General features: G+C 44.0%; 26 protein-coding genes, 3 pseudogenes, 1 riboswitch and 2 other annotated features. Of the genes and pseudogenes, 18 read left to right on the forward strand and 11 right to left on the reverse strand.

The genetic code is table 11. From position 1 onward, the window contains the following. The first annotated feature begins 244 nt into the window (after window positions 1-244). The 4 genes from DG474_RS02305 to DG474_RS02320 are packed head-to-tail and all read left to right on the forward strand — an operon-like array spanning window position 245 to window position 3237. Window positions 245-847 carry a hypothetical protein gene (locus DG474_RS02305; RefSeq protein ID WP_042768773.1) on the forward strand — a complete coding sequence of 201 codons (603 nt, stop codon included), beginning with the start codon at window positions 245-247 and terminating at the stop codon, window positions 845-847. Further along, on the forward strand, window positions 847-1638 hold the full coding sequence (locus DG474_RS02310) for an energy-coupling factor transporter transmembrane component T (protein ID WP_180364442.1): 792 nt from the start codon (window positions 847-849) through the stop codon (window positions 1636-1638). The genes DG474_RS02305 and DG474_RS02310 overlap by 1 nt, the downstream gene beginning before the upstream one ends. After that, window positions 1614-2450 (forward strand): ABC transporter ATP-binding protein, encoded by an 837-nt coding sequence (locus tag DG474_RS02315; protein ID WP_000343048.1) that lies wholly within the window; start codon window positions 1614-1616, stop codon window positions 2448-2450. The genes DG474_RS02310 and DG474_RS02315 overlap by 25 nt, the downstream gene beginning before the upstream one ends. Continuing rightward, on the forward strand, window positions 2437-3237 hold the full coding sequence (locus DG474_RS02320) for an energy-coupling factor ABC transporter ATP-binding protein (protein WP_000103848.1): 801 nt from the start codon (window positions 2437-2439) through the stop codon (window positions 3235-3237). Before DG474_RS02315 ends, DG474_RS02320 begins: the two co-directional genes overlap by 14 nt. A gap of 363 nt (window positions 3238-3600) precedes the next feature. On the opposite strand, the gene DG474_RS02325 is transcribed toward DG474_RS02320, so the two are convergent. The 4 genes and pseudogenes from DG474_RS02325 to DG474_RS02340 form a co-directional block, all read right to left on the reverse strand. Beyond that, a complete protein-coding gene (locus tag DG474_RS02325) occupies window positions 3601-3828 on the reverse strand; it encodes a hypothetical protein (RefSeq protein WP_001152920.1) in 228 nt (75 codons plus the stop codon). Between the two features lie 12 nt (window positions 3829-3840). Continuing rightward, a complete protein-coding gene (locus tag DG474_RS02330) occupies window positions 3841-4077 on the reverse strand; it encodes a hypothetical protein (RefSeq protein ID WP_001287839.1) in 237 nt (78 codons plus the stop codon). Then, window positions 4070-4390: pseudogene (locus tag DG474_RS02335) on the reverse strand (DNA replication protein); the annotation flags it as partial. The pseudogene DG474_RS02335 and the gene DG474_RS02330, both read right to left, overlap by 8 nt. A 24-nt stretch (window positions 4391-4414) precedes the next feature. Next, a pseudogene (locus tag DG474_RS02340) lies at window positions 4415-4765 on the reverse strand (IS6 family transposase); the annotation flags it as partial. Between the two features lie 39 nt (window positions 4766-4804). Here DG474_RS02340 and pnuC point away from each other — a divergent pair. Continuing rightward, a pseudogene (pnuC, locus tag DG474_RS02345) lies at window positions 4805-5311 on the forward strand (nicotinamide riboside transporter PnuC); the annotation flags it as partial. A gap of 34 nt (window positions 5312-5345) precedes the next feature. Here the strand turns inward: pnuC and DG474_RS02350 are convergent. Both DG474_RS02350 and DG474_RS02355 read right to left on the reverse strand, forming a co-directional pair. Continuing rightward, entirely contained in the window at window positions 5346-5678 is a 333-nt protein-coding gene (locus DG474_RS02350) for a glucuronide permease (RefSeq protein ID WP_255778705.1), read from the reverse strand. Between the two features lie 26 nt (window positions 5679-5704). Then, a complete protein-coding gene (locus tag DG474_RS02355; RefSeq protein ID WP_255778954.1) occupies window positions 5705-6259 on the reverse strand; it encodes a TetR/AcrR family transcriptional regulator in 555 nt (184 codons plus the stop codon). Between the two features lie 132 nt (window positions 6260-6391). Here DG474_RS02355 and DG474_RS02360 point away from each other — a divergent pair, with 132 nt between their 5' ends. Further along, entirely contained in the window at window positions 6392-7282 is an 891-nt protein-coding gene (locus tag DG474_RS02360; protein ID WP_255778706.1) for a cation diffusion facilitator family transporter, read from the forward strand. 33 nt (window positions 7283-7315) lie between these two features. Here DG474_RS02360 and galR read toward each other — a convergent pair whose 3' ends face one another. Beyond that, complete coding sequence (gene galR / locus DG474_RS02365; RefSeq protein ID WP_255778709.1) at window positions 7316-8320, reverse strand: DNA-binding transcriptional regulator GalR; 1005 nt, start codon at window positions 8318-8320, stop codon at window positions 7316-7318. 164 nt (window positions 8321-8484) lie between these two features. Between galR and DG474_RS02370 the strand changes: the two genes are divergently transcribed. The 3 genes from DG474_RS02370 (at window position 8485) to DG474_RS02380 (ending at window position 11637) form a co-directional block, all read left to right on the forward strand. Further along, on the forward strand, window positions 8485-9663 hold the full coding sequence (locus DG474_RS02370; protein ID WP_255778710.1) for a galactokinase: 1179 nt from the start codon (window positions 8485-8487) through the stop codon (window positions 9661-9663). A gap of 18 nt (window positions 9664-9681) precedes the next feature. Beyond that, on the forward strand, window positions 9682-11163 hold the full coding sequence (locus DG474_RS02375) for a UDP-glucose--hexose-1-phosphate uridylyltransferase (protein ID WP_255778955.1): 1482 nt from the start codon (window positions 9682-9684) through the stop codon (window positions 11161-11163). Window positions 11164-11232: 69 nt separating this feature from the next. Beyond that, the gene (locus DG474_RS02380) at window positions 11233-11637 is read left to right on the forward strand and encodes a PaaI family thioesterase (RefSeq protein ID WP_000651199.1); all 405 of its coding nucleotides are present in this window, start codon (window positions 11233-11235) and stop codon (window positions 11635-11637) included. A 32-nt stretch (window positions 11638-11669) separates the two neighbouring features. On the opposite strand, the gene DG474_RS02385 is transcribed toward DG474_RS02380, so the two are convergent. From DG474_RS02385 to DG474_RS02400, 4 genes are all read right to left on the reverse strand, one after another. Next, the gene (locus tag DG474_RS02385; RefSeq protein WP_049478418.1) at window positions 11670-12932 is read right to left on the reverse strand and encodes a nucleobase:cation symporter-2 family protein; all 1263 of its coding nucleotides are present in this window, start codon (window positions 12930-12932) and stop codon (window positions 11670-11672) included. Beyond that, on the reverse strand, window positions 12932-13513 hold the full coding sequence (locus DG474_RS02390) for a xanthine phosphoribosyltransferase (protein ID WP_042902627.1): 582 nt from the start codon (window positions 13511-13513) through the stop codon (window positions 12932-12934). Before DG474_RS02390 ends, DG474_RS02385 begins: the two co-directional genes overlap by 1 nt. Window positions 13514-13633: 120 nt before the next feature. Beyond that, window positions 13634-13729, reverse strand: a riboswitch (purine riboswitch). Window positions 13730-13862: 133 nt separating this feature from the next. Continuing rightward, the gene (locus DG474_RS02395) at window positions 13863-14249 is read right to left on the reverse strand and encodes a bleomycin resistance protein (protein WP_042902628.1); all 387 of its coding nucleotides are present in this window, start codon (window positions 14247-14249) and stop codon (window positions 13863-13865) included. Window positions 14250-14260: 11 nt separating this feature from the next. Then, on the reverse strand, window positions 14261-15088 hold the full coding sequence (locus DG474_RS02400) for an exodeoxyribonuclease III (RefSeq protein WP_255778711.1): 828 nt from the start codon (window positions 15086-15088) through the stop codon (window positions 14261-14263). Window positions 15089-15221: 133 nt separating this feature from the next. Here DG474_RS02400 and DG474_RS02405 point away from each other — a divergent pair, with 133 nt between their 5' ends. The 9 genes from DG474_RS02405 (at window position 15222) to DG474_RS02445 (ending at window position 25840) form a co-directional block, all read left to right on the forward strand. Next, window positions 15222-15677: a DUF3290 family protein gene (locus tag DG474_RS02405; RefSeq protein ID WP_139658371.1), complete on the forward strand. Its 456-nt coding sequence runs from the start codon at window positions 15222-15224 to the stop codon at window positions 15675-15677. Then, window positions 15674-16309, forward strand: a complete 636-nt coding sequence (locus DG474_RS02410; RefSeq protein ID WP_255778712.1) for a DUF421 domain-containing protein — start codon at window positions 15674-15676, stop codon at window positions 16307-16309. Before DG474_RS02405 ends, DG474_RS02410 begins: the two co-directional genes overlap by 4 nt. A gap of 160 nt (window positions 16310-16469) precedes the next feature. Next, entirely contained in the window at window positions 16470-18215 is a 1746-nt protein-coding gene (locus DG474_RS02415; protein ID WP_255778713.1) for an ABC transporter ATP-binding protein, read from the forward strand. Further along, complete coding sequence (locus tag DG474_RS02420; protein WP_255778714.1) at window positions 18205-19947, forward strand: ABC transporter ATP-binding protein; 1743 nt, start codon at window positions 18205-18207, stop codon at window positions 19945-19947. The genes DG474_RS02415 and DG474_RS02420 overlap by 11 nt, the downstream gene beginning before the upstream one ends. A gap of 104 nt (window positions 19948-20051) precedes the next feature. After that, the gene (locus DG474_RS02425; RefSeq protein WP_255778715.1) at window positions 20052-20744 is read left to right on the forward strand and encodes a sugar transferase; all 693 of its coding nucleotides are present in this window, start codon (window positions 20052-20054) and stop codon (window positions 20742-20744) included. 42 nt (window positions 20745-20786) lie between these two features. Then, the gene (locus tag DG474_RS02430; RefSeq protein WP_255778716.1) at window positions 20787-22013 is read left to right on the forward strand and encodes a DegT/DnrJ/EryC1/StrS family aminotransferase; all 1227 of its coding nucleotides are present in this window, start codon (window positions 20787-20789) and stop codon (window positions 22011-22013) included. A 42-nt stretch (window positions 22014-22055) separates the two neighbouring features. Beyond that, window positions 22056-22281, forward strand: a binding site (T-box leader). A 162-nt stretch (window positions 22282-22443) separates the two neighbouring features. Continuing rightward, entirely contained in the window at window positions 22444-23622 is a 1179-nt protein-coding gene (gene trpB / locus DG474_RS02435; protein ID WP_000208442.1) for a tryptophan synthase subunit beta, read from the forward strand. Beyond that, window positions 23619-23844: a binding site (T-box leader), on the forward strand. It overlaps the preceding gene by 4 nt. A gap of 71 nt (window positions 23845-23915) precedes the next feature. Further along, entirely contained in the window at window positions 23916-25277 is a 1362-nt protein-coding gene (gene trpE / locus DG474_RS02440) for an anthranilate synthase component I (RefSeq protein ID WP_255778717.1), read from the forward strand. Further along, the gene (locus DG474_RS02445; RefSeq protein WP_255778718.1) at window positions 25274-25840 is read left to right on the forward strand and encodes an aminodeoxychorismate/anthranilate synthase component II; all 567 of its coding nucleotides are present in this window, start codon (window positions 25274-25276) and stop codon (window positions 25838-25840) included. Before trpE ends, DG474_RS02445 begins: the two co-directional genes overlap by 4 nt. Window positions 25841-25842 lie beyond the last annotated feature (2 nt).

Raw genomic sequence — 25842 nt, forward strand, 5'->3', positions numbered from 1 at the left:
TGTCTTTCAAAATGGAAAATAAGAGGAAATTTTTAGGATTTTCTAAAATTTTACTGTAAATACACTTGACTATTCACAAAATAGGTGTATAATGTGTTGTGAACTAATTAACAAATAAAGATTTCCAGCTCATGTCGACTAAGGATGGAAATCTTGTGTATAGACAGTTCAGTAGATATATAATAGAGCGTTGCGTCCGAAAGTCTATCCAGACACGGCTCTTTAAAAACAAAAGGAGAAGATTATGAAAACAGAACCGATTCATCGTACCAGTATGTGGAAATTTAAGTTAAGTGCTGCCACCATGACTTTGATTCCCGCTGCCGTGGGGATTAACTATGTTGCCAAAGCCTTGGCGGAGGGGTTAAAGTTGCCCGTTTGGCTGGGGTCTTTGGGAACCTTTCTTACCAGCATGTTGGCTGGGCCAGTTGCCGGTGCCATTAGTGGTTTCATCAACAACGTGATCTATGGGCTGACCTTATCGCCAATTTCAACCGTGTATGCGATTACCAGCATCGGAATTGGGATTGCTGTCGGAGTTTTGCACGCCAATGGGTGGTTCTCGTCAGCGCGACGAGTATTTGTTTCTGCTATTATTATTGCCATCGTTTCAGCTGTCATTTCAACGCCACTCAACGTCATCTTTTGGGGTGGTCAGACCGGTATCGCTTGGGGTGACTCATTGTTTGCGGTAATGGTCGCCAATCATGTACCAGTGTGGCTGGCCTCATTTACCGATGAGTTTGTCTTGGATATTTTGGATAAAGTCTGCGTGGCCTACCTGGCATTCTTCATCTATCGTCAGCTGCCGAAGCGGATGGTGCACTTCTTTAGCGATGATAAATGATGACTGATAAAACATTGATTTCTGGAGCGTCACGGGTCAAGCTCAAGTGGTACCAGGTGATCGATCCGATTACTAAGCTCTTGTTCATCTTGGACATGACGTTGTTGAGCTTTGCCAGTATGAATTTATTGCTTCAGGCCGGATTAATTCTTGTCGCAACACTGCTATTGTTATTTTCCAAATTGAGTTCTACCACCTTTAAGGCGCTGGGATTCAGCCTGTTTCTGATTTGCACCATGCTGATCATCCAAGGGTTATTTTACAGTCGGAATCAAACTGTGCTGTTTTCTGTGCTTGGGGTGTCGTTCTACAAAGAAGGCCTGATTTACGCCACCACTCTGGGTTGTCGAGTATTGGTGATTATTTTGACCAGTGGCTTTTTTATGGTGACCACGAGTATTTCAGAAAACGCGGCCTATTTGGAACTGTCCGGATTGTCTTATAAAACCGTCTACGTTCTGATGTCGGTGTGTTATATTTTGCCGGAAATGATGCGCAATATGCGGAAAATCCAGCAGGCACAAAAAGTTCGCGGAACCAATCCGCAAAAAACGTTGATTCAGAAACTAAAGTCAGTCCTGCCGGTTCTAATTCCATTGGTGATTAAGACATTGGATCAATCGATGACGCGGTCGATTTCTCTCCAACTGAGAGGTTTTGATAATCTCAACCGGACTGTCAGAACCTCCCAGCGCGTGTATCGCCTGTCGCGGACGCTGCACATTGGTCTGACTGGATTGGCAATTTTATTGATTGGGTGGAAGATATGGACGAAGATAAACGGATTGTAATTGAAAATTTGACCACCCGTTATCCGGGTACTGAGCAACCACAACTGCGTCAGATTAACGCGGAGGTTCATACCGGCCAGGTGGTTGGGATTATCGGGAATAGCCACTCCGGCAAATCGACTTTGTGCCGTGTTCTGGCAGGGGTCATTCCCAAAATTGTGTCTGCTGAGATTGAGGGCGATTGGCACATGTTTGGCCAGCGAGTGTCTGACAATTGGCCCGTTTATAATGCCATGAATGGAGTTGTACTGCAAAATCCAGCTGGCCAACTAAGCGGGTTGGCAGACACGGTTGCCGATGAAATCGCCTTTGACTTGATTAATCAGGGAATGGCTGAAGGACTGATTCAAAAACGGGTTGAAGAAGTTGCCACGCAAATGGGGCTGATTGAACAGCTGAATTTGCGTCCCGAGAGCCTTTCCGGTGGTCAGATCCAGCGGTTGGCAATTGCCACGGCGATTGTGGCTAATCCGGCTGTTTTGATTATGGATGATCCGACCAGTGAGATGGATCCCCTTGGCCGCCGGCAATTTTTCCAATGGCTGGCCCAAGTCAAAGAGACGACTGTCTTCATTGTCACCAGTGAAATTGACGATTTGTGCGAAGTCGCCGACGTTGTGTGGGTGCTGCACGAGGGTCAAATGGTAGCCCAGGGCAGGCCGGGTGAGGTGTTTAATCATTTGGCAGCTGACTGGCAGATTCCAGCCCCGACAATCCAGCAACTTGCTCAAAAAATGGATTGGCACTTGGCTGATGGCCGGTATCCGGTGAATTACGCTGATCTGAAGGAGGTTCGTTATGTCCACAATTGAACTGAGCCACCTGACGTTCACTTATCCGGAACGGTCCTTTAGCTTGGATGTTGAAGACAAACACTTCGCCGATCCGATGGTGGCGATTGTCGGCCAAAATGGTGCCGGCAAATCAACGCTCTTCAAATTGTTGACGGGTTTGCTGACACCACAAACCGGTGTGATTAAGATCGATGGAGAAAATTTTAATGATCTTAAACCAGTCGAAAAGTTACTGAAGGTTGGGATTACTTTTCAGAATCCTGACGATCAGCTTTTCAACCCGACCGTTCAACGAGAGGTGGAGTGGAATGTCGCGCAGGTCATGGATGACCACGACACGATTACGAGGCGGGCTTTAGCGGCTCTAAAAAGAGTTGGCTTGGATGATAAAACAGCTGAAAGTCCATATGACCTGTCATTGTCGGAACGCAAGCTGTTGAGCGTTGCCACAGTTTTGGCAGTGGATCCGGCGATTTATTTATTTGATGAGCCGATGATGTCGCTTGATTGGGAAAGCCGGCGCAAGTTGACCGCAATTTTCCATCAGTTGGCTGATTCGGGCCACCAAGTTGTGACCATCACCCATGACATGGATTGGGTCGCCGCCGAGTTTGAGTCGGTGTATGTTATGGAACACGGGAAGTTTGGCTTCGCCGGCAGTCCACGGGAATTGTTCAGCAATCACGAACTTGTCCAGCGAGTGGGATTACTACCACCGCGGATTATGGACATAGCGGAGTCGCTGGGTGATTCACAGACATATTTATCGGTTAATGATTATTGCCAGAAAAATCGAGATGTATAGAAAAAGTCACCTCTGCGGGTTTTCCAGGTTGAAGGATTAACCTCAGCTTCTGGCAAGAACTCACATGGGTGACTTTTGTGTTTAATAACGTTTCATGATCATCGGGTGCTTCCTCAGATCACTCGGTTTGATTTTACTTTGTTTCATGGTCATAATCATATACCATTTCTTTTGGATTTTTTGTTTGACTAATACAAAATAGGTCTTCGCATTTTTAGCGCCCATTAGGATCATCAGTATAATTTTCTGAATTAGGAGACTGTCCCATCACTATTCGAACTTCGTCTCCCAACTTACGCTGTTCCCATTCATCCGTGAATCCTTTAAATCACAATTCTGGAACTTTCTTTTTAACTGAATCATCTATTTTCGCCATAGTCCCCACCATTTTATTGGTTTTTCTTGTTCTTCTATCCTTTTTTGATCTTTGATTTGTTCCTGCAAATTTTCCAACTTCTCTTTAAGAGCGTTCACTTCATCTTTATATTGATTGTCTAAGTGTTTGAATTCTGTTTCCTGTGAGGGCATTTTGAGGGCTTTTAAGTTATCATTTTCCGCCTTGTATTCTTCTAGCAACTTTTTATCTTGCAAGGCTAATCGTTGTTACTGGTCTAACAAATTAGTTAGTTTTTCTATTTGTTGGTCTTTGGTATTTGATTTGCTACTACTTTCTACTTTACCTAAAATTATTTTTTCTGCTTTAGAATTTATTAGATTAGACCCATTGGAACTTTTAAGCTGTAATTCTTTTGGTAACCTTTGGTAGTGATATTGAATATTTTGTTTTGTAACACTCAACTCATCCGCCAGCTCTTTGATCGTTTTTAAGTCTTCACTCATGGTTTAAGTCCTGCCTTTTAACCGTTGGTAGATATTGTTCAATGGCTTTTTTGAGGTAGCGTGCGATATTATGCTTAGAATATTCTTCACGTCTGCTGGCAACATAGGACAAGTGGTCTTTGACACTATTTAGCCCTCTTAATTCTTTCAGTTCGTCATAGAGGGGGTAAACATGGACTTGCAATCCTGCCATGATTTTTGTATCTTGCATTTCAAACGGACTTAGCAACATATTTTCTAGCAATAGTGTGGTGTACTTGCTTTTCATTGCTTCAATAGCTAGCTTATCTTCGGTTTCTGCTTTGCGTGCTTTATCTTCTTGATAGGCGGTATCTTCTAACTTATAGCTGTTATCGTCTGCTCGACGTTTCTTTCGTAACCAGATATCCAATGTTAAACCGTCCGCATCAATCGCTCGATAGAGATAATGCCAACGCCCCTTAATTTTGATATAGGTTTCATCCATTTTCCACGAATAGAAGGACTGTTTATTTTTCTTTTTCCAGAGATGATAGAGGATTTTACTGTATTCTTGAACTCACCGATAAATCGTAGTGTGACAAACATTTATTCCACGGTCATAAAGCAATTCCTGAACTTCACGATAGCTCAGATTGTAACGTAGGTAATAACCAACAGCGACAATGATGACGTCTTGTTGGAATTGTTTGCCTTTAAAATGATTCATCTCTCAAGCCTTACTAACCTTTTTTCTGCTCTTTGAGAAGCTGAAGGTCGAGCAAGTAATTACCTTTTTGGTTTGATTAACTCTGTCATTTACCTTATCTTGGCTTTGCAGAAAGGCTTTTATGGTGAGGTGTTAACGACACTTTACTTTACGGTCATGCAGCTAATTGGACTTCTAGTTTGGATCTACCAGGCACAGTTTAAGAAAGAAAAGCAGGAGTTTGTCGCGCGTAAACTGGATGGCAAGGGTTGGACCAAGTATCTTTCCATTAGTGTTCTTTGGTGGTTGGTATTTGGATTCATTTATCAGTCTATCGGAGCCAATCGTCCTTATCGTGATTCCATCACTGATGCGACTAATGGGGTTGGGCAAATCCTCATGACAGCTGTTTACCGTGAGCAATGGATATTCTGGGCAGCTACCAATGTCTTTTCAATCTATCTCTGGTGGGGAGAAAGCTTGCAAATTCAAGGAAAATACCTGATTTACTTGATCAATAGTCTCGTTGGTTGGTATCAGTGGAGCAAGGTAGCAAAGAGTGCTTAAAAAGTAAAAAAGGATCAGATGATCCTTTTTTGTGTTAGAGCAAAATGAATAATACCGTAATGATAATAGCGCTCGTTATACGAACGATGTGGTGCGATATATGTTGGTTTTCTTGCTGTCGCCCGTTCCAGTAGGCACCATAGCAGACGATACTCGAACCCACAATCCATAGAAGAATGGTTGCAAGTGGGACGAAGTAAAAGATGGCTAGAGCCAGAGAAGTGAGGCAACTGCCGACCAAGATACACTTGTTTCCCAAACTGTAGTTCTTTTGTTTCATGGCTGAAAAAGCAGCAGCAAGGTGAAGCAGTGAGAAGGCGAGAGCTAGTACAATTGTTAGTATTCCTAGAATCATCGAAGTTAACATAGTTGGTTCCTTTCTGAGTTACAGGCTTAGTTATCAAGTGGAGTTATAGAGGTCATCTCGATTACATCAAGGTAAAATCTCACCACTTGGTCTTCGGTATAGGATTTTCCTTTTTTTAGCCACCAAGTTAGGGTCTCGATAAAGTTCGTCACAACAAAATGCTGGAGGTAGGAGGCCGGAATGTTTGGATAGGCCTCTTGCAAGTCATCCGCCACCATGGGATAGACGTGGTGTTCGAGTTCCTTGTGTAGTTGGCGGAGGAAGTAGTCGTTTTTGGAAAAAAGGAGACTGGTGACACGGTCCTGGTTTTTCTGAAAATGTGAAAAGATATGTGTGAGGTAGTCCTCGGTAGTAAAGTGTTCTTCCCTTTCAAAGAGATGATGAAAGAGGTAGCGACAGAGTTCATCTAAAAGCAGTTCCTTGCTCTCGTAGTGACAGTAAAAGGTTGAGCGCCCAACATCTGCCAAGTCAATGATATCTTGGACAGTAGTAGCATCATAGCCTTTGTCGTTCAAAAGTTGTAAAAAAGCTTGATAGATAGCTTGTTTAGTCTTGCTGACTCGACGGTCTCTATTTGGCATATAGACACTTGAGACAAACTGTTCAGAACTGAACATGGCTGACAGTTTGCTTCTATCCTTTCTTTAGATTTTATTAGATAATACAAATGAAGGAAGTATGTATATACCCATTATACCAAAGGAGGGAGAGAAATGAGTTCTAAAACATCTATCTGGTTAGCTTTTTTCTTAAATTTAAGCTATGCGATAGTCGAGTTTATCGCAGGAGGAATCTTTGGTTCGAGTGCAGTTCTTGCTGATTCTGTTCATGACTTGGGAGATGCTATAGCCATTGGCATCTCAGCCTTTTTAGAAACAATTTCAAACCGTGAAGAAGATAGGCAGTACACCTTGGGTTACAAACGTTTTAGTCTTTTAGGGGCCATGCTAACGGCTGTGATTCTTATGATAGGGTCTGTCCTAGTGATTTTGGAAAATATCACAAAGATCGTTCACCCTCAACCCGTTAATGAAAATGGTATCCTCTGGCTGGGAATCATTGCAGTGGCTATTAATGTGCTAGCTAGTCTAGTAGTCCGTAAAGGAAAGACAAAGAACGAGTCAATTCTTAGCTTGCATTTTTTGGAAGACACTCTTGGTTGGTTGGCCGTCATCCTAATGGCGATTATCCTTCGGTATACAGACTGGTATATCCTTGATCCGCTTTTGTCTCTAGTTATTTCTATCTTTATTCTATCGAAAGCCATTCCTCGCTTTTGGAGCGCGCTAAAAATTTTCCTAGATGCTGTGCCAGAAGGGGTCGAGACAAGTGATTTGGAGAAAGATTTAGAGGCTCTACCCAATGTCAAAAGTGTCAACCAACTTAGCATTTGGTCCATGGACGGTTTAGAGAACAATGCTGTTGTCCACATTTGTATCTGGGATTGGGAACAGATGATGGAGACCAAAGAAGTGGTGCGTCAATTTTTAGAAGAAAGAGGCGTGCAGAATATCACTATTGAAGTGGATAGCAGTCAAAGCAATCATGCGCAACATAAGCGGAGGGTGAGAGAATTAGAGCAGAAGCATGGGCATCATCATTAGAAAAACGACCTCGCTAGAGGTCGTTTTGTTATCCTATTCATTCCTTGTACTTTCCCTCAAGGTCAGTCTGGTTCCCAGCATGGTCAGGCTAGGGATTTTGCGACCGTGTAGAACTTCCTTGTTAAGAATATCCATACCTGCTCGGCCCATTTCCTCGGTATAGACGGTAATGCTAGAAAGAGGAGGATAGACCTGCTTGGTCAGGCTAGTGTCGTTAAAAGAAATGAGGCTGACGCGGTCTGGTAGGCTGATTCCAGCTTCTTGGAGAGCACGGAGGGCGCCGATGGCTAAACTATCGCTGGCAGCGAAAAAGGCTGGTGGGAGTTGTTCTCCTAGCTTGTGAATGGCCTCCTTCATCAAGTCATAGCCAGACTGGGCAGTAAAGATCCCTTGAAAGACCAGTTCTTCATGGTAGATTCCTTTTGCTTGGGTAATGTCTTTGAAATTTTCTAGCCGCTTATCCTCAATGATTTCTTCTTGGTCGGTTGTTTCCTCAAGGCCTGTTAGAATGCCAATCCGATCCAGTCCCTGACTGAGGAAATGGACTACAACTTGTTTCACAGCAGTGTAAAAGTCCGTAATAATGCAGGTATGTCCCAATGAAAGTGTATCGCTGTCTAAAAAGACCAGGGGTTTTTGGTATTCTTCAAAGGCAGAAATCTGAGCTCGGCTGAACTTTCCAATACAGAGTATCCCGATTACTTCCTCACTCAGTGTAAAAGGATGGTCATTAAAATAGCGCAAGATATCATAGTCCAACTCTTGGGCTCTTTTTTCAATACCGAGACGAATCTGGTAGTAGTAGAGGTCGTCTAGCTCCCCCTGCTCGCTGACCCATTGGATAATGGCAATTTTCTGCTTGGGCTTATGGGATTCGCCTGTCTTGAGGTGCTTGGTATAGCCCAGCTCTTCAGCGACAGTTAAAATACGGTGTCGGGTTTCTTCTGTAACAGATAGACTCTGGTCGCGATTGAGGACACGGGATACGGTCGCGATAGAGACAGAGGTTAGCTGTGCAATGTCTTTTAAGGTAGCCATAAATCCTCCTTCTTTTAGGTTAGTATATCATATTTTTCTTATTTTTACCTATTTTTTAGTAAAACTTTAGTAAAAAGGATTGACCTTGGTAAAAACCTTGGATACAATAGAAGAAAACGATTACACGTTAAGGTGGCTTAACGGACAGTCAAAGGAGAATTCATATGACACAACATCTTACTGCTGAAGCCCTTCGTAAAGACTTTCTTGCCGTTTTTGGTCAAGAAGCAGACCAAACCTTCTTTTCACCAGGTCGCATCAATTTGATTGGTGAACACACGGACTACAATGGCGGGCACGTTTTTCCAGCTGCTATTTCCTTGGGAACATACGGTGCAGCTCGCAAGCGTGACGACCAAGTCTTGCGTTTCTACTCAGCTAACTTTGAGGACAAAGGTATCATCGAAGTGCCTCTTGCTGACCTCAAATTTGAAAAAGATCACAGCTGGACCAACTATCCAAAAGGGGTTCTTCATTTCTTGCAAGAAGCTGGACATGTGATTGACAAAGGGTTTGATTTTTATGTTTATGGGAATATCCCAAATGGTTCTGGCTTGTCTTCATCAGCATCTTTGGAACTCTTGACAGGGGTCGTTGCAGAGCATCTCTTTGATTTAAAACTAGACCGTTTGGATTTGGTTAAAATCGGAAAACAAACAGAAAACAACTTTATCGGAGTCAACTCTGGTATCATGGACCAGTTTGCTATCGGTATGGGTGCTGACCAACGTGCCATTTACCTGGATACCAACACCTTGGAGTATGACTTGGTGCCACTTGATTTGAAGGACAATGTCGTTGTTATCATGAACACCAACAAACGTCGTGAACTGGCGGACTCTAAGTACAATGAACGTCGTGATGAGTGTGAAAAAGCAGTAGAAGAATTGCAAGCTGCCTTGGATATTCAGACCTTGGGTGAATTGGATGAGTGGGCCTTTGACCAATATAGCTATCTGATTAAAGACGAAAATCGCTTAAAACGAGCTCGCCATGCTGTGCTTGAAAACCAACGTACTCTTAAAGCTCAAGCAGCCCTTCAAGCAGGTGATTTGGAAACATTTGGTCGCTTGATGAATGCTTCTCACGTTTCTCTAGAACATGACTATGAAGTAACTGGCTTGGAATTGGATACCCTTGTTCATACGGCTTGGGCACAAGAAGGTGTTCTGGGTGCTCGTATGACAGGGGCAGGATTTGGTGGCTGTGCCATTGCCTTGGTGCGAAAAGATGCTGTTGAGGCCTTTAAGGAAGCTGTAGGCAAGCACTACGAGGAAGTAGTTGGATACGCTCCAAGCTTCTATATCGCTGAGGTTGCAGGTGGCACTCGCGTCCTTGACTAGTTAAAAGGAGGCTCTATGGTGACCTTAGTAGATAAATTTGTAACACACGTTATTGCTGAAAGTTCATTTGAGGAAATGGATCGAATCTACCTAACCAATCGTGTCTTGGCACGAGTGGGAGATGGTGTTTTGGAGGTTGAGACTGATCTAGATGAGTTGATTGACCTCAAGGACCAGTTGGTCGAGAAAGCGGTTCGATTAGAGACGATTGAGGATAGTCAGACTGCGCGTGAAATCCTCGGTGCTGAACTGATGGACTTGGTGACCCCTTGTCCAAGTCAGGTTAATCGTGACTTTTGGACAACCTACGCCCAATCTCCCGAACAGGCGATAGCGGATTTTTACCAGCTCAGCCAGAAAAACGACTATATCAAGCTCAAGGCTATTTCTAAGAATATCGCTTATCGCGTTCCATCAGACTATGGAGAGCTTGAGATTACCATCAACCTCTCTAAGCCTGAAAAGGATCCAAAGGAGATTGCGGCAGCTAAGTTGGTTCAAGCTAGCAATTACCCACAGTGTCAGCTTTGTCTAGAGAACGAAGGCTACCATGGTCGGGTTAACCACCCAGCTCGCAGCAATCACCGCATTATCCGTTTTGAAATGGCTGGTCAGGAGTGGGGCTTCCAGTATTCGCCCTATGCTTATTTTAATGAGCACTGTATCTTCTTAGATGGTCAGCATCGACCTATGGCCATTAGTCATCAGAGCTTTGAGCGTCTGCTGGCTATTGTAGAGCAGTTTCCTGGCTATTTTGCAGGCTCTAATGCCGACCTGCCAATCGTGGGAGGCTCTATTCTGACTCATGATCACTATCAAGGAGGCCGTCACGTGTTTCCTATGGAATTGGCTCCCCTGCAAAAGACTTTCTGTTTTGCTGGTTTTGAGCAGGTCAAGGCTGGGATTGTCAAGTGGCCTATGTCAGTGCTTCGTTTGACTTCGGATTCCAAAGAGGATTTGATCAACTTGGCTGATAAGATTTTGCAGGAATGGCGCCAGTATTCAGATTCTGAAGTGCAGATTTTAGCAGAGACAGACGGGAGACCGCATCACACTATCACACCGATTGCGCGTAAGCGTGATGGACAGTTTGAATTGGACTTGGTCTTGCGGGACAATCAGACTTCGGCAGAGCATCCGGATGGCATCTATCATCCCCACAAGGATGTTCAACATATCAAGAAGGAAAATATCGGCTTGATTGAGGTCATGGGCTTGGCTATCTTACCACCTCGTTTGAAAGCGGAAGTGGAGCAAGTTGCAAGCTACCTTGTGGGAGATGGTGAAGCGGTTGCTGCTTATCATCAGGAATGGGCAGACCAGCTTAAAGCCCAACATCTGGACCTAGCAGATAAAGAAAAAGCCCTTGAAATCGTCAAGGACTCTGTGGGTGCTATTTTTGCACGTGTTTTGGAGGATGCAGGAGTTTACAAGCAGACGGAACAAGGACAGGAAGCCTTTATGCGCTTTGTAGAACAGGTCGGAATTTTGCCAGACTAAGAGCTTTCTCCTTGCACAGTCCTATAAAAAGTAGTATCATAGTGTCGTTTGAACTATCAGGAGGAAACGATGAAAGATTTTCATTTTGACGCTATATCTGCCTTTGAAAATTACGAAATAGAAAAAATGAGAGATGGTCATGTCGTGGTGACGACAAAAGTAGTGGACTCGTCGCTCAACTACTATGGCAATGCCCATGGTGGCTATCTCTTCACCCTTTGTGACCAAATCAGTGGTTTGGTGGTCATCTCGCTGGGGCTTGATGGAGTGACGCTCCAGTCCTCTATCAACTACCTCAAGGCAGGAAAACTCGACGATGTGCTGACCATTAAAGGAGAATGTGTCCATCAAGGTCGCACAACCTGTGTAGTGGATGTGGATATCACCAATCAAGAAGGCAGAAATGTCTGCAAAGCCACCTTTACCATGTTTGTCACAGGCCAGCGGTCAGAAGAAAGACAGGTAAGGATATAGATAAACAAAAAAGAGGCTCCCACCTCTTTTTCTTATTTCTTTTTCCGGTTTAGGACGGCATTGAGTACAATGGCCAGTAAGCTGGCTACGACGATTCCGTTTGAGAAGAACATTTGGAAGGCTGTCGGCATGCTGACGAAGAGATTACTATTGTTGAGTCCGACACCTGCAGCGATTGAAACTGCTGCGATAAGGAAGTTATGTTCATTGTTAGCAAAGTCAACGCGGGCAAGGATTTGCATCCCTTGAAGGGAAACAAAGCCAAACATCACCAGCATGGCCCCTCCAAGGACAGGGCTTGGAATGATTTGGGCGAGGGCTCCAAACTTAGGAAGGAGTCCAAGGAGGACTAGGAAACCAGCTGCGTAGTAGATTGGCAGACGGGTCTTGATACCTGATAATTTAACCAAACCAACGTTTTGTGAAAATCCTGTGTAAGGGAAGGTGTTAAAGATTCCTCCGAGAAGTACGGCCAAACCTTCTGCGCGGTAACCGTTGCGAAGGCGTGTGCTGTCGATTGGGTCATTGGTAATATCAGACAAGGCCAGATAAACACCAGTGGATTCAACCATAGACACCGTTGCAATGATACACATCATGACAATAGAAGAGATTTCAAAAGTTGGCATCCCAAAGTAGAGTGGAGTTGGGACATGGACAAGCGGTGCTGCCGCAACAGGGGAGAAATCTACCAAGCCCATGGTAGCAGCAATGGCAGTTCCAACGACCAACCCAATCAAAATCGAAATCGACTTAATAAATCCTTTGGTAAAGATGTTGATCAAGAGGATAGTCAAAACAGTGATAGCTGCAAGCAAAAGGCTTTGACCAGTTGGCTCTGGAACATTATTTCCCATATTTCCGATAGCGACTGGAATCAGGGTCAATCCAATCGTGGTAATAACAGATCCTGTTACGATAGATGGGAAGAGATTGGCTACTTTTGAGAAAATACCTGAAATCAGAACTACATAAATCCCAGAAACGATAAGGGCACCAAACATAGCACCGCTACCGTGACTTTGCCCAATCATAATCAAAGGAGCGACGGATTGGAAGGCAACTCCGAGAACGACTGGTAGTCCAATCCCAAAGTATTTGTTGAGTTGGAGTTGGAGGAAGGTCGCCACCCCACACATGAAGATATCGGTAGAAATCAGGTAGGTCAATTGCTCAGCTGAATAGCCCAGAGCTGTCGCAATCATGATGGGAACCAGGATGGATCCTGAGTACATGGCTAGTAAGTGCTGTAAGCCAAGAACGGCTGCTTGTGAGTGTTTTTCTTGTTTTTGCATTAGAGATCTGCCTCCTTAAATACGACCTGACCATTTTCAAAACGATCCAAACGGGCCAGTGATAGGACGGGATATCCTGCTTTTTCAAGCAAATCACGACCATCTTGGAAAGATTTTTCAATCACAATACCAATCGCTTCAACTTTTGCTCCGGCTTGTTCGATGATTTGGATCAAGCCTTTGGCAGCTTGTCCATTTGCTAGGAAATCATCGATAATCAAGACCTTGTCCTCTGGTGAGAGGAATTTTCCAGCGATGGAAACGGTGCTGGTCACCTGCTTGGTAAAGGAGTAGACTTGGGCGGTTAAGATGCCTTCGTTCATGGTGATGTTTTTAGCTTTCTTGGCGAAAATCATGGGAACATTTAAAGCTTCAGCTGTAAAAACGGCTGGGGCAATACCTGACGCTTCAATGGTTACGACCTTGGTAATGCCAGCAGAAGCGAATTTTTCCGCAAAAACCTTACCAATCTCTCGCATCAAGCTAAAGTCAACTTGGTGGGTTAAAAAGGAATCCACCTTGAGGATGTTGTCACCCAAGATATGCCCATCCTTGAGGATGCGCTCTTCTAATAATTTCATAAGACCTCCTAAAGTCTAAAAGATACTTCATTTGCTTGTCTAGAGTTTCTAGCAAGAAATAGAAAAAGGACCTACTTAATCCCCTAAGTAAGTCCCCAAAATAGGCATGGCCAACACCATACCTTCAGCTGACATACTCATTGTTAGGTGTTACGGCACCTTGTAGAAACGTCGTGCCAATTCACGACATAAACAAGTAAAATGATATTCAATTTTAAACAGGTTACTGCCAATGTTTTTATTTTACACCAATTAGCTTTATAAATCAAATATTTTGTTAGCAAATAGTTCATAAAAGCGAACGAATAAAAGGCTGCAACGCTAGAAAGTATTGTAGCCTTTTATTCTTCTATTCGCTAAATCTTAAAAAATAACCATCTGGATCCAAAACGGCAAATTCGTGAGGATAGATGTAGTGATCCCCAACACGAAATGTTCTCTTAGTCAAAGGACGATAAATAGGATAGTCAGCTTCCAGCAGTTTTTGGTGGAGCTGTGGGACATCTTCAATGCCAAAGGAAATATTGACACCGCGCCCGAAAGGATAGGTTAGTTGGGCTAATTCTTCTGTGCTGCCTTCTTCTAGCATAAGTTGGCAGTCTTCAAGCGAGAGGAAGAGAAATTTCTCCTCTGGACGCTCGTATTCGACAGAAAATCCCAGCAAGTCGCAGTAGAAGTGGCGTGACTTTTCGAGGTCAGATACTACAAATTCAGGAATGACAGCTTGATAGTCCATTAGCTTTCTCCTTAAAGTTCAATTTCCAATACAATCGGCGTATGGTCTTGACGCGCACCTGAGTCAATCATGTCAGACTTGGTCACCTTGTCAGCCACGCGGTTGCTAGTGAGCCAGTAGTCGATTCTCCAGCCTGTATTGTTGATTTTAGAAGTCTTGCTACGTTGGGCCCACCAAGTATAACGTTCTGGGACATCGCCGTGAATATGGCGGAAGGTGTCAGTAAATCCAGTTGCCAAGAGGTTGGTAAATCCAGCACGCTCCTCGTCTGTAAATCCTGGTGAACGGCGGTTGCTGGCAGGATTTGCAAGGTCGATTTCCTTGTGAGCTACGTTGTAGTCTCCAGTCGCAAGGACTGGTTTTTCTTTGTCTAGTTGCGCCAAATACTCAGCATATTTGACATCCCAGACTTGGCGTTCTTCCAAGCGTTTGAGCCCATCACCAGCGTTTGGAGTGTAAACTTGCGTTACGAAAAATGTATCAAATTCCAAGGTGATGATGCGGCCTTCCAAATCCATGGTAGAAGGAGCACCGATTTCTGGGAAGCTAATCGTTGGTGTGAGTTCTTTCTTATAGAGGAACATGGTTCCAGCGTAGCCTTTGCGAGCAGGTTCTTGAGAGGAACGCCAAGTGTTTTCATAACCTGGGAAGAGTTCTTCAAGCACTTCTATGTGTTTCTTAGTAGGGCCCTTGGCAGAAAGCTTGGTTTCTTGGATAGCGATAATATCAGCATTTTCGGCTACCAAGGTTTGTAGGACTTCTTGGGACAATTTTGCACGAGCTGAGTCGCTCGTTAGGGCTGCATTGAGGGAATCAATATTCCATGATATGAGTTTCATAAACTTACCTTTTTCATTCAGATTACAGACTATATTATACCAAAAAAAGGCGCATTTCCCCAACGTATGGTTTGAAAAATCACCCTCTTTCGTTTATAATTAAGAATGATTTTATGAAAGGGAGTGAAAATACATGAAATTCTATTCTTATGACTATGTCCTCAGCCAAATCGGTCAGCAAAATGGCATCATGATTGGTTTAGGGATTGTTTTATTAGCTGTGACAGGATTTTTAGCTTTCAAGGCTTATCATGATAAAAAGGGGACCAAATTTCGTGAGTTGGTCATGATTTCAGCCTTGACCTTATTAGCTCTCCTTTTAGTCAGCATCACGACTTATCAAAACAATCAAGTTTCTAATAATAAATTTCAAGCTTCACTTCATTTCATCGAGCTTGTTTCCAAAGAATTGGGAGTAGACAAGTCAGAGGTCTATGTCAATACTTCTGCGGATACTGATGGCGCACTTATCAAGGTAGGAGATCACTATTATCGTGCCTTGAACGGAAGTGAGCCAGACAAGTACCTGCTAGAGAAAGTGGAATTGTATAAAACAGATGCAATTGAACTGGTGGAGGTGAACAAATGACACTCAATTATATCGAAATTTTAATCAAACTAGCCTTGGGTCTCTTTTCTCTTGTTTTCGTAATTAATGTGACAGGAAAGGGCAACCTAGCGCCTAACTCAGCAATAGATCAAATTCAGAACTATGTACTCGGGGGGATCATCGGTGGGGTGATTTACAATAGTGCCATCAGTATCCTTCAGTATGCAGTTATCTTGATCATGTGGACCATTCTGGTCTTGACTCTCAAATGGCTTAACAACAATATTCACTTTGTGAAACGTTTAATTGATGGGAAGCCAACCCTGCTCATCAAAAATGGGAAGATTGATCCAGAAGCCTGCCGTTCGGTTGGTTTATCAGCAGCGGACGTAGCACTTAAGCTCCGTAGCCAGGGAATTTTCCAAATGAAACAAGTTAAACGCGCTATGCAGGAGCAGAACGGTCAACTTATCGTAGTCCAAATGGGAGATGAGAATCCCAAGTATCCTGTTGTCACAGACGGTGTTATCCAAGTCGAAATTTTGGAGACCATTGGTCGCAGCGAAGAATGGCTACTTGATAACCTCAGCAAACAAGGGTATGACAATGTTGTCAATATCTTTATCGCTGAGTATGACAAGGGTGTCGTCTCAGTCGTAACTTATGAATAAGAAAAACCTGGGGTCTTGTACTCTTCAAAAATCAAATTCAAACTGCGTCAACGTCGCCTTGCCGTACTCAAGTACAGCCTGCGGCTAGTTTCCTAGTTTGCTCTTTGATTTTCATTGAGTCTTGGCCTCAGGTTTCCATTTGCAATCAGAAAGGGATTTTATGTCCATTATTCAAAAACTCTGGTGGTTTTTCAAGTTAGAAAAGCGCCGTTATTTAGTCGGGATTGTGGCCTTGGTCTTGGTTTCCGTCCTCAATCTCATTCCCCCCATGGTCATGGGACGGGTGATTGATGCCATTACGTCGGGGAAATTAACCCAGCAGGACCTCCTTCTTAATCTATTTTATCTGCTGCTGGCAGCCTTTGGGATGTACTATCTGCGCTATGTTTGGCGCATGTATATCCTTGGCACCTCCTACCGTCTGGGGCAGATTATGCGGTCTCGTTTGTTTGAGCATTTTACTAAAATGTCGCCAGCCTTTTATCAGACCTATCGGACGGGGGATCTGATGGCACACGCTACAAATGACATCAATGCCTTGACGCGTCTGGCAGGTGGCGGAGTCATGTCAGCAGTGGATGCTTCTATCACGGCACTGGTGACTTTGTTGACCATGCTCTTTAGCATTTCATGGCAAATGACTTTGGTTGCCATTCTTCCCTTGCCTTTTATGGCTTATGCGACCAGTCGTCTAGGGAGAAAGACCCACAAGGCCTTTGGCGAGTCACAGGCAGCCTTTTCTGAACTCAATAACAAGGTGCAGGAGTCTGTATCAGGTATCAAAGTGACCAAATCTTTCGGTTATCAGGCGGATGAGTTGAAGTCCTTTCAGGCAGTCAATGAATTGACCTTCCAAAAGAATCTCCAAACCATGAAATACGATAGTCTCTTTGACCCTATGGTTCTCTTGTTTGTTGGTTCGTCCTACGTTTTAACTCTTTTGGTCGGTTCTTTGATTGTTCAGGAGGGGCAGATTACGGTTGGAAATCTGGTTACCTTTATCAGCTACTTGGATATGCTGGTTTGGCCTCTTATGGCTATTGGTTTCCTCTTTAATATTACTCAGCGAGGGAAGGTGTCCTATCAGCGGATTGAGGATCTTTTGTCTCAGGAATCACCTGTAAAAGATCCTGAATTTCCTCTGGACGGTATTGAAAATGGGCGCTTGGAGTATGCTATTGACAGCTTTGCCTTTGAAAATGAGGAGACACTGACGGATATTCACTTTAGCTTGGCAAAAGGGCAAACTCTGGGCTTGGTTGGTCAGACAGGCTCTGGGAAAACATCCTTGATTAAACTTCTCTTGCGAGAATACGATGTAGATAAAGGAGCTATTTACCTAAATGGTCATGACATTCGGAATTATCGTCTGACGGACCTTCGCAGCCTTATGGGCTATGTTCCTCAGGACCAGTTCCTCTTTGCGACCTCTATTTTAGACAATATCCGCTTTGGCAATCCTAATTTACCCCTTTCAGCAGTTGAGGAAGCGACCAAGCTAGCACAAGTTTACCAAGATATTGTAGCCATGCCTCAGGGATTTGATACGTTGATTGGTGAAAAGGGAGTCAGTCTTTCTGGTGGTCAAAAGCAACGTCTGGCCATGAGTCGGGCTATGATTTTAGACCCTGACATCTTGATTCTAGATGATTCTTTGTCAGCCGTGGATGCTAAGACAGAGTATGCGATTATCGACAATCTCAAGGAAACGCGTAAGGATAAGACAACCATCATCACGGCTCATCGCCTCAGTGCAGTTGTCCATGCAGATCTAATCTTGGTTCTGCAAAATGGCCAAATTATAGAACGGGGTAGACACGAAGACTTGCTAGCCATGGATGGCTGGTATGCCCAAACTTACCAGTCTCAGCAGTTGGAAATGAAAGGAGAGGAAGATGCAGAATAAGAAAGAACAATGGACTGTATTGAAGCGCCTGATGTCCTATCTCAAGCCCTATGGCCTCCTGACCTTTTTGGCATTAAGTTTTCTCCTTGCGACTACGGTCATTAAAAGCATCATTCCACTTGTAGCTTCCCGCTTTATCGACCAGTATCTCAGCAATCTTAATCAACTGGCCGTGACCGTTTTGCTGGTCTACTATGGTCTTTATCTCCTGCAAACTCTAGTTCAGTATGTCGGCAATCTTCTCTTTGCACGGGTGTCTTACAGTATTGTCAGAGACATTCGGCGGGATGCCTTTGCCAATATGGAGAAACTGGGCATGTCTTATTTTGACAAGACGCCAGCAGGTTCCATCGTCTCACGTTTGACAAATGATACCGAGACCATCAGTGATATGTTTTCGGGGATTTTATCCAGCTTTATTTCAGCAGTTTTTATCTTTCTGACAACTCTGTATACCATGTTGGTGCTGGATTTTCGTTTGACAGCTTTAGTCTTACTCTTTCTTCCCTTGATTTTCCTTTTGGTCAATCTCTATCGGAAAAAGTCAGTGAAAATCATCGAGAAAACCAGAAGTCTCTTGTCGGATATCAATAGTAAGCTGGCAGAAAACATCGAGGGAATCAGGATTATCCAGGCCTTTAATCAAGAGAAGCGCCTGCAGGCAGAATTTGATGAGATCAACCAAGAACACTTGGTCTATGCCAACCGTTCTGTGGCCTTGGATGCCCTCTTTTTGAGACCTGCCATGAGTTTGTTGAAACTTCTAGGCTACGCTGTTTTGATGGCCTATTTTGGCTACCGTGGGCTTTATCTGGGAATAACAGCAGGAACCATGTATGCCTTTATCCAGTATATCAATCGTCTTTTTGATCCCCTTATTGAGGTAACGCAAAACTTTTCAACCCTGCAAACGTCTATGGTATCTGCAGGCCGTGTCTTTGCCTTGATTGACGAGACGACCTATGAGCCTCTTCAAGAGAATGGGCAAGCTAAAGTCAAAGAAGGCAATATCCGTTTTGAACATGTGTGTTTCTCTTATGACGGTAAACATCCGATTCTGGATGACATTTCCTTTTCAGTTAAGAAGGGTGAAACCATTGCCTTTGTAGGTCATACAGGTTCCGGGAAATCTTCCATTATCAATGTCCTCATGCGCTTTTATGAATTTCAGTCAGGCCGCATTCTCTTGGATGATGTGGATATCCGAAACTACAGTCAGGAAGAGTTGAGAAAAAACATCGGTTTGGTCTTGCAGGATCCCTTCCTCTATCACGGGACTATCAAGTCCAATATCGCCATGTATCAAGATCTTAGTGATGAAGAAGTCCAGGCTGCGGCTGCCTTTGTTGATGCAGATTCCTTTATTCAGGACCTTCCGCAGGGTTATGATGCACCTGTGTCTGAGCGTGGCTCGAGTTTTTCTACTGGCCAGCGCCAGCTTCTTGCCTTTGCTAGAACAGTCGCCAGTCAGCCTAAAATCCTGATTTTGGATGAAGCGACAGCCAATATTGACTCTGAAACAGAAAGTTTGGTTCAAGATTCCCTAGCTAAGATGAGACAGGGTCGGACGACCATTGCTATTGCTCATCGCCTTTCGACCATCCAAGACGCCAACTGCATCTATGTCTTGGACAAGGGGCGCATCATTGAGAGTGGAACCCATGAGGAACTCTTGGCCTTGGAAGGAACCTATCACAAGATGTATAGCTTGCAGGCAGGGGCTCTTACCTAAAGAAGAATTCCTTTAAATTACAGATTTCTTGCACCGCCTTTTCCATTTTGTGGTATAATGAAAAATGTTGACAAATAGTATAATAAAAACAAAGGAGAAACAGCATGCTGAAATGGGAAGACTTGCCCGTGGAGATGCAATCAAGCGAGGTTGAGTCTTACTACCAGCTTGTCTCTAAAAGGAAGGGTTCGCTGATTTTCAAGCGTTGCCTGGATTGGGTTCTGGCCTTGTTTTTGCTAGTTTTGACTTCTCCCATCTTTCTTATCTTGAGCATTTGGATCAAGTTGGATAGCAAGGGACCTGTCATTTACAAGCAAGAGCGCGTGACCCAGTACAACCGTCCGTTCAAGATTTGGAAGTTCCGTACTATGGTAACGGATGCGGATAAAAAAGGAAGTCTAGTGACTTCTGCTAACGATAGCCGTATTACCAAAGTTGGAAATTTCATCCGCCGTGTGCGTTTGGACGAACTGCCTCAGTTGGTCAATGTCCTTAAAGGCGAAATGTCCTTTGTCGGTACACGACCTGAAGTGCCACGTTACACCAAGCAGTATAGTCCTGAAATGATGGCGACCTTGCTCTTGCCAGCAGGAATCACCTCTCCAGCCAGCATCAACTACAAGGATGAGGATACGATCATCAGTCAGATGACAGAGAAAGGTCTGTCGGTTGACCAGGCCTATATCGAACACGTCCTCCCTGAAAAGATGCGCTATAACCTCGCCTATCTCCGAGAGTTTAGTTTCCTTGGAGACATCAAAATCATGTTTCAAACCGTGTTTGAAGTGCTAAAATAAAGTAGTCATGAGAAAATGAGTACAGATAAAAGGAGCAAATCAATGCCAAATTACAATATTCCATTTTCACCTCCCGATATTACCGAAGCTGAAATTGCTGAAGTAGCGGATACCCTTCGTTCTGGTTGGATTACAACAGGTCCGAAGACAAAAGAACTGGAGCGCCGCTTGTCTCAATACACACAGACACCTAAGACTGTCTGCCTCAACTCTGCGACAGCCGCTCTTGAGTTGATTTTGCGTGTTTTGGAAGTGGGACCAGGTGATGAAGTCATCGTTCCAGCTATGACTTATACAGCTTCATGTAGTGTCATCACTCACGTAGGAGCAACACCTGTCATGGTGGATATCCAAGCAGATACTTTTGAAATGGACTATGACTTGCTAGAGCAAGCCATTACTGAAAAGACTAAGGTGATTATTCCGGTTGAGCTTGCAGGGATTGTGTGCGACTATGACCGTTTGTTCCAAGTCGTGGAGAAAAAACGTGATCTCTTTACAGCTGCTAGCAAGTGGCAAAAAGCCTTTAATCGTATCGTGATTGTCTCTGATAGTGCTCATGCTTTGGGATCGACCTATAAAGGGCAACCAGCTGGTTCGATCGCTGACTTTACTTCCTTCTCATTCCATGCTGTTAAGAACTTTACAACGGCTGAGGGAGGAAGTGCGACTTGGAAAGCCAATCCAGCGATTGACGACGAAGAGATGTACAAGGAGTTTCAAATCCTTTCCCTTCACGGTCAAACAAAGGATGCTCTTGCCAAGATGCAATTGGGTTCATGGGAATACGATATCGTTACACCAGCCTACAAGTGCAATATGACGGATATCATTGCTTCGATTGGTTTGGTACAATTGGACCGTTACCCAGCTTTGCTACAACGTCGTAAGGACATCGTGGACCGCTATGATCGTGGGTTTGCGGGTACTCGTATTCACCCACTGGCACACAAGACTGATACTGTCGAATCTTCACGCCACCTCTACATCACCCATGTAGAAGGAGCAAGTTTAGAAGAACGCAACCTCATCATCCAAGAATTGGCCAAAGCAGGAATTGCAAGTAATGTACACTATAAACCGCTTCCTCTCTTGACAGCCTATAAGAATCTTGGTTTTGATATGGCAGATTATCCAAGGGCCTATGCCTTCTTTGAAAATGAAATTACCCTCCCTCTTCACACTAAATTAAGCGATGAAGAAGTTGATTACATCGTTCAGACTTTGGTGAGAATTTCTGAAGAAATCCTCGGTTCTGGAAAAAAATAATAAAAAATCTTGACAAAAAGCGGACAATAGCATATAATATTCTCAACAAATCAGAAAAGTAACTATTTTTGATCTTCAGGGAGCCTGTGGTGATTGTGAACAGGTGGTTGGAAGTAGTGAAAGTGGGCTGATTTTAAAAATGAATTTGAAACAATGAAAATTCGGTGCGCACACCTTACAGTGCAACTTGTTGTTAGACAAGGCAGAGATGTAAAGGGGAATAGTCCCTTTATAATTGAGGTGGCACCGCGTTACCAACGCCCTCACACAGAAGTAGATTCTGTGTGTGGGCTTTTTTCTTTCGGTCATTTTGTTTATCTTTTATTAGGGCGTTAAGTCGCTTTGATGAACTTGAGTTCTATCTGCAGCTCCTTGCCTACTACTAAAAGCAAACAAAACGGCCGGATTAATATGGAAAGAGGAAAATTTTATGACAACTAAAGGATATTTTGGACAATTTGGTGGTAGTTTTGTACCGGAGCCGATTCAGGCTTTGTTGGATGAGTTAGAAGTGACATTTGATAAATACAAGGATGATCCAGAGTTTTTGGCAGAATTTCGTCATTACTTAAAAGACTATTCAGGTCGCGAAACACCGCTTTATTTTGCGGAAAGTTTGACAGATCACTTAGGTGGGGCTAAGATTTATCTTAAACGTGAAGACCTGAACCACCTTGGTTCTCACAAACTCAACAACGTTTTAGGGCAAATTCTTCTTGCCAAACGTATGGGTAAAAAACGTGTCATTGCAGAAACAGGGGCTGGTCAGCACGGTGTTGCGACAGCAGCTGCTGCAGCCAAGTTTGGTATGGCTTGTGATGTCTACATGGGGGCAGAAGATGTGGAGCGTCAACGTCTCAATGTTTTCCGTATGGAGATGATGGGAGCGACCGTTCACGCAGTTGAAACAGGGACACGAACTCTCAAGGATGCGGTCGATGCAGCCTTTGGAGCATGGATGAATGACCTTGAAGCCTTCTACGTTTTGGGATCTGCTGTAGGACCTCATCCTTATCCTACAATTGTTCATGAATTCCAAAAGGTCATCAGTGAAGAATCTCGCCGTCAAATCTTGGAAAAAGAAGGCCGTTTACCAGACTACGTCATTGCCTGTGTAGGTGGTGGTTCCAATGCTATCGGTGCTTTTTCACAGTATGTGGCTGATGAAGAAGTCAAATTGGTTGGGGTCGAAGCTGCCGGTCATGGACTTGACACAGACAAGCATGCAGCCACTATGACAAAAGGTAGTGTCGGAATTGTCGATGGTATGAAGACCTATGCAGTCTTTAAGGAAGACGGAGAGCTGGCGCCAGTTTACTCTATCTCAGCTGGTTTGGACTATCCAGGGGTCGGCCCAGAACACGCCTACTTCAAAGATTCAGGCCGCGTAGAATACGTAGCAGCGACAGATGAAGAAGCTGTTCAAGCCTTGCTCCTTCTAAGCAAGACTGAAGGGATTATCCCAGCGATTGAAAGTTCGCACGCCATCGCAGAAGCGGTTAAACGTGCACCGAAACTAAGTAAGGATGATATTATCATCATCAATGTCTCTGGTCGTGGAGACAAGGACGTAGCTGCGATTGCAGACTACCTAGAAGCTAAGAAATAAGAGATGGAAAAATTACAGCCTTTTCTCTCACAGAGAGCTTGTGGTTGCTGAAAACAAGCAGAGAAAGCTGTAAGGTTGGGTCCATCTGAAACGAGAGAAGAAAACATAATTCTCAAGGGAGTGCTCTTTATCGCACAGCCTGTTACAAGAGCTTTCTGAGACAGGAATGAGAGATAGGAGAAATCCTATAATTGAGGTGGCACCGCGAATTTCGTCCTCACGCAAGTTATTTTGCGTGGGGATTTTTCATACAATCGCCACGGACTAGAAGTAGAACTGAAAGGGAAATTACAATGGAACGAATCATTCATGGAGATGTCTTATCACCAATCTTGGCTTATATGCGCCTAAAGGGGCAACACAAGGTGATCTTAGAAAGTATTCCGAGAGACAAGGAAACCGCTCGTTTTTCTATCCTAGCCTATAATCCTGTTTTTGAGATTCAGTTTGAAAATGGAGTCCTCTATCAAAATGGGCAAGTGATTGATCGGGATCCTTTGGATTTCCTTTATGATGTGACTCATAAGAGCCAGCACCATTCAGACCTCCCTTTTGGTGGGGGAGCTATTGGCTTTGTCGGTTACGATATGATTTCGCTCTATGAAGAAATCGGTCAAATCCCTGAGGATACCATTGGAACGCCAGACATGCATTTCTTTGTCTATGAGAGCTACATGGTCTTTGACCACAAGAAGGAAAAAATCCATGTCATCGAAGATGCTCTTTACAGCGAGCGCAGTCAAGAAGACTTGGAAAAAGCCTTGAACCAAGTGCTAGAGGAGTTACGCATCCCTGCTCCAAATGAATTTGAAGACTTGGATTTATCTCCGCTAGACTTCAAACCGCATATCGCCCCTCAGAAGTTTGAGCAAATGGTCGAAACCGCTCGTGACTTGATTCGTAATGGTGATATGTTCCAATGCGTGCTCAGTCAGCGTTTCTCAGCAGAAGTTACTGGAAATCCTTTTGACTTCTACAGAAATCTCCGCGTGACCAATCCATCTAATTACCTCTATTTCTATGATTTTGGGGATTATCAAATCATCGGTGCTAGTCCAGAAAGTTTGGTTTCTGTCAAAAATGGCATCGTAACTACCAATCCGATTGCAGGTACGCGACCAAGAGGAGCTACGGATGAAGAGGACAAGGCCTTGGCGACAGACCTCCTGTCTGATGAGAAGGAAACAGCAGAACATCGAATGTTAGTAGACTTGGGACGTAACGATATCGGCCGCATCTCTGAAACGGCAAGTGTCCAAGTCACTAAGTATATGGAAGTGGAGCTCTTCCGTTATGTCATGCATTTGACCAGCGTGGTCAAGGGACGTTTGCTTCCAGAACTCAATGCCATGGATGCCTTGAAAGCTACACTTCCAGCTGGAACAGTTTCAGGAGCACCAAAGATTCGGGCCATGAGACGGATCTATGAACTGGAGATGGAAAAACGAGGCGTATATGCAGGAGCAATCGGCTACTTGTCTGCGACGGGTGATATGGATTTCGCCATTGCCATCCGAACTATGATTCTCAAAAATCAAATAGCCTATGTGCAGGCTGGGGCAGGGATTGTCTATGACTCCATCGCCCAAAACGAATACCAAGAAACCATTAACAAGGCTAAATCTATGACTAGAATTGGAGAACTAAGACCATGATTTTATTGATTGACAACTATGATTCTTTTACCTATAACTTGGCGCAGTACATTGGGAATTTTGCAGAAGTGCAGGTCTTGAGAAATGATGATTCCAAGCTGTATGAAGAAGCTGAAAAAGCAGATGGTCTGGTCTTTTCTCCTGGTCCTGGTTGGCCGGTGGATGCCGGAAAGATGGAAGACATGATTCGTGATTTTGCTGGGAAGAAGCCGATTCTTGGAATTTGTTTGGGTCACCAAGCTATCGCAGAGGTCTTTGGTGGGAAGCTAGGCTTGGCTCCAAAAGTCATGCATGGGAAACAGAGCCATATCAGCTTTGAAGCGCCATCTGTTCTCTATCAAGGCATTGAGGATGGTCGTCCAGTCATGCGTTATCACAGCATTTTGATTGAAGAAATGCCAGAAGGCTTTGAAGTGACAGCTCGTTCGACTGATGACCAAGCTATTATGGGAATTCAACACAAAAACCTTCCAATTTATGGATTCCAGTACCATCCAGAGAGTATCGGAACGCCAGATGGCTTGTCTTCTATTCGGAATTTTATCGAGAAGGTTGTAAAGTGAGG

It is taken from the genome of Streptococcus oralis, from assembly GCF_024399415.1.
In the GTDB taxonomy this organism is placed as follows: domain Bacteria; phylum Bacillota; class Bacilli; order Lactobacillales; family Streptococcaceae; genus Streptococcus; species Streptococcus oralis_CS.

What these genes read in the sequence shown, in the direction of transcription:
- DG474_RS02370 (WP_255778710.1), top strand. Translation starts at nt 8,485, where the DNA reads ATGACACAACATCTTACTGCTGAAGCCCTTCGTAAAGACTTTCTTGCC.
- DG474_RS02385 (WP_049478418.1), bottom strand. Translation starts at nt 12,932, where the DNA reads ATGCAAAAACAAGAAAAACACTCACAAGCAGCCGTTCTTGGCTTACAG.
- DG474_RS02360 (WP_255778706.1), top strand. Translation starts at nt 6,392, where the DNA reads ATGAGTTCTAAAACATCTATCTGGTTAGCTTTTTTCTTAAATTTAAGC.
- DG474_RS02395 (WP_042902628.1), bottom strand. Translation starts at nt 14,249, where the DNA reads ATGGACTATCAAGCTGTCATTCCTGAATTTGTAGTATCTGACCTCGAA.
- DG474_RS02420 (WP_255778714.1), top strand. Translation starts at nt 18,205, where the DNA reads ATGCAGAATAAGAAAGAACAATGGACTGTATTGAAGCGCCTGATGTCC.
- DG474_RS02410 (WP_255778712.1), top strand. Translation starts at nt 15,674, where the DNA reads ATGACACTCAATTATATCGAAATTTTAATCAAACTAGCCTTGGGTCTC.
- DG474_RS02405 (WP_139658371.1), top strand. Translation starts at nt 15,222, where the DNA reads ATGAAATTCTATTCTTATGACTATGTCCTCAGCCAAATCGGTCAGCAA.
- DG474_RS02305 (WP_042768773.1), top strand. Translation starts at nt 245, where the DNA reads ATGAAAACAGAACCGATTCATCGTACCAGTATGTGGAAATTTAAGTTA.
- DG474_RS02400 (WP_255778711.1), bottom strand. Translation starts at nt 15,088, where the DNA reads ATGAAACTCATATCATGGAATATTGATTCCCTCAATGCAGCCCTAACG.
- DG474_RS02380 (WP_000651199.1), top strand. Translation starts at nt 11,233, where the DNA reads ATGAAAGATTTTCATTTTGACGCTATATCTGCCTTTGAAAATTACGAA.
- galR (WP_255778709.1), bottom strand. Translation starts at nt 8,320, where the DNA reads ATGGCTACCTTAAAAGACATTGCACAGCTAACCTCTGTCTCTATCGCG.
- DG474_RS02320 (WP_000103848.1), top strand. Translation starts at nt 2,437, where the DNA reads ATGTCCACAATTGAACTGAGCCACCTGACGTTCACTTATCCGGAACGG.
- DG474_RS02390 (WP_042902627.1), bottom strand. Translation starts at nt 13,513, where the DNA reads ATGAAATTATTAGAAGAGCGCATCCTCAAGGATGGGCATATCTTGGGT.
- trpE (WP_255778717.1), top strand. Translation starts at nt 23,916, where the DNA reads ATGGAACGAATCATTCATGGAGATGTCTTATCACCAATCTTGGCTTAT.
- trpB (WP_000208442.1), top strand. Translation starts at nt 22,444, where the DNA reads ATGACAACTAAAGGATATTTTGGACAATTTGGTGGTAGTTTTGTACCG.
- DG474_RS02425 (WP_255778715.1), top strand. Translation starts at nt 20,052, where the DNA reads ATGCTGAAATGGGAAGACTTGCCCGTGGAGATGCAATCAAGCGAGGTT.
- DG474_RS02350 (WP_255778705.1), bottom strand. Translation starts at nt 5,678, where the DNA reads ATGTTAACTTCGATGATTCTAGGAATACTAACAATTGTACTAGCTCTC.
- DG474_RS02330 (WP_001287839.1), bottom strand. Translation starts at nt 4,077, where the DNA reads ATGAGTGAAGACTTAAAAACGATCAAAGAGCTGGCGGATGAGTTGAGT.
- DG474_RS02445 (WP_255778718.1), top strand. Translation starts at nt 25,274, where the DNA reads ATGATTTTATTGATTGACAACTATGATTCTTTTACCTATAACTTGGCG.
- DG474_RS02430 (WP_255778716.1), top strand. Translation starts at nt 20,787, where the DNA reads ATGCCAAATTACAATATTCCATTTTCACCTCCCGATATTACCGAAGCT.
- DG474_RS02355 (WP_255778954.1), bottom strand. Translation starts at nt 6,259, where the DNA reads ATGCCAAATAGAGACCGTCGAGTCAGCAAGACTAAACAAGCTATCTAT.
- DG474_RS02315 (WP_000343048.1), top strand. Translation starts at nt 1,614, where the DNA reads ATGGACGAAGATAAACGGATTGTAATTGAAAATTTGACCACCCGTTAT.
- DG474_RS02415 (WP_255778713.1), top strand. Translation starts at nt 16,470, where the DNA reads ATGTCCATTATTCAAAAACTCTGGTGGTTTTTCAAGTTAGAAAAGCGC.
- DG474_RS02310 (WP_180364442.1), top strand. Translation starts at nt 847, where the DNA reads ATGACTGATAAAACATTGATTTCTGGAGCGTCACGGGTCAAGCTCAAG.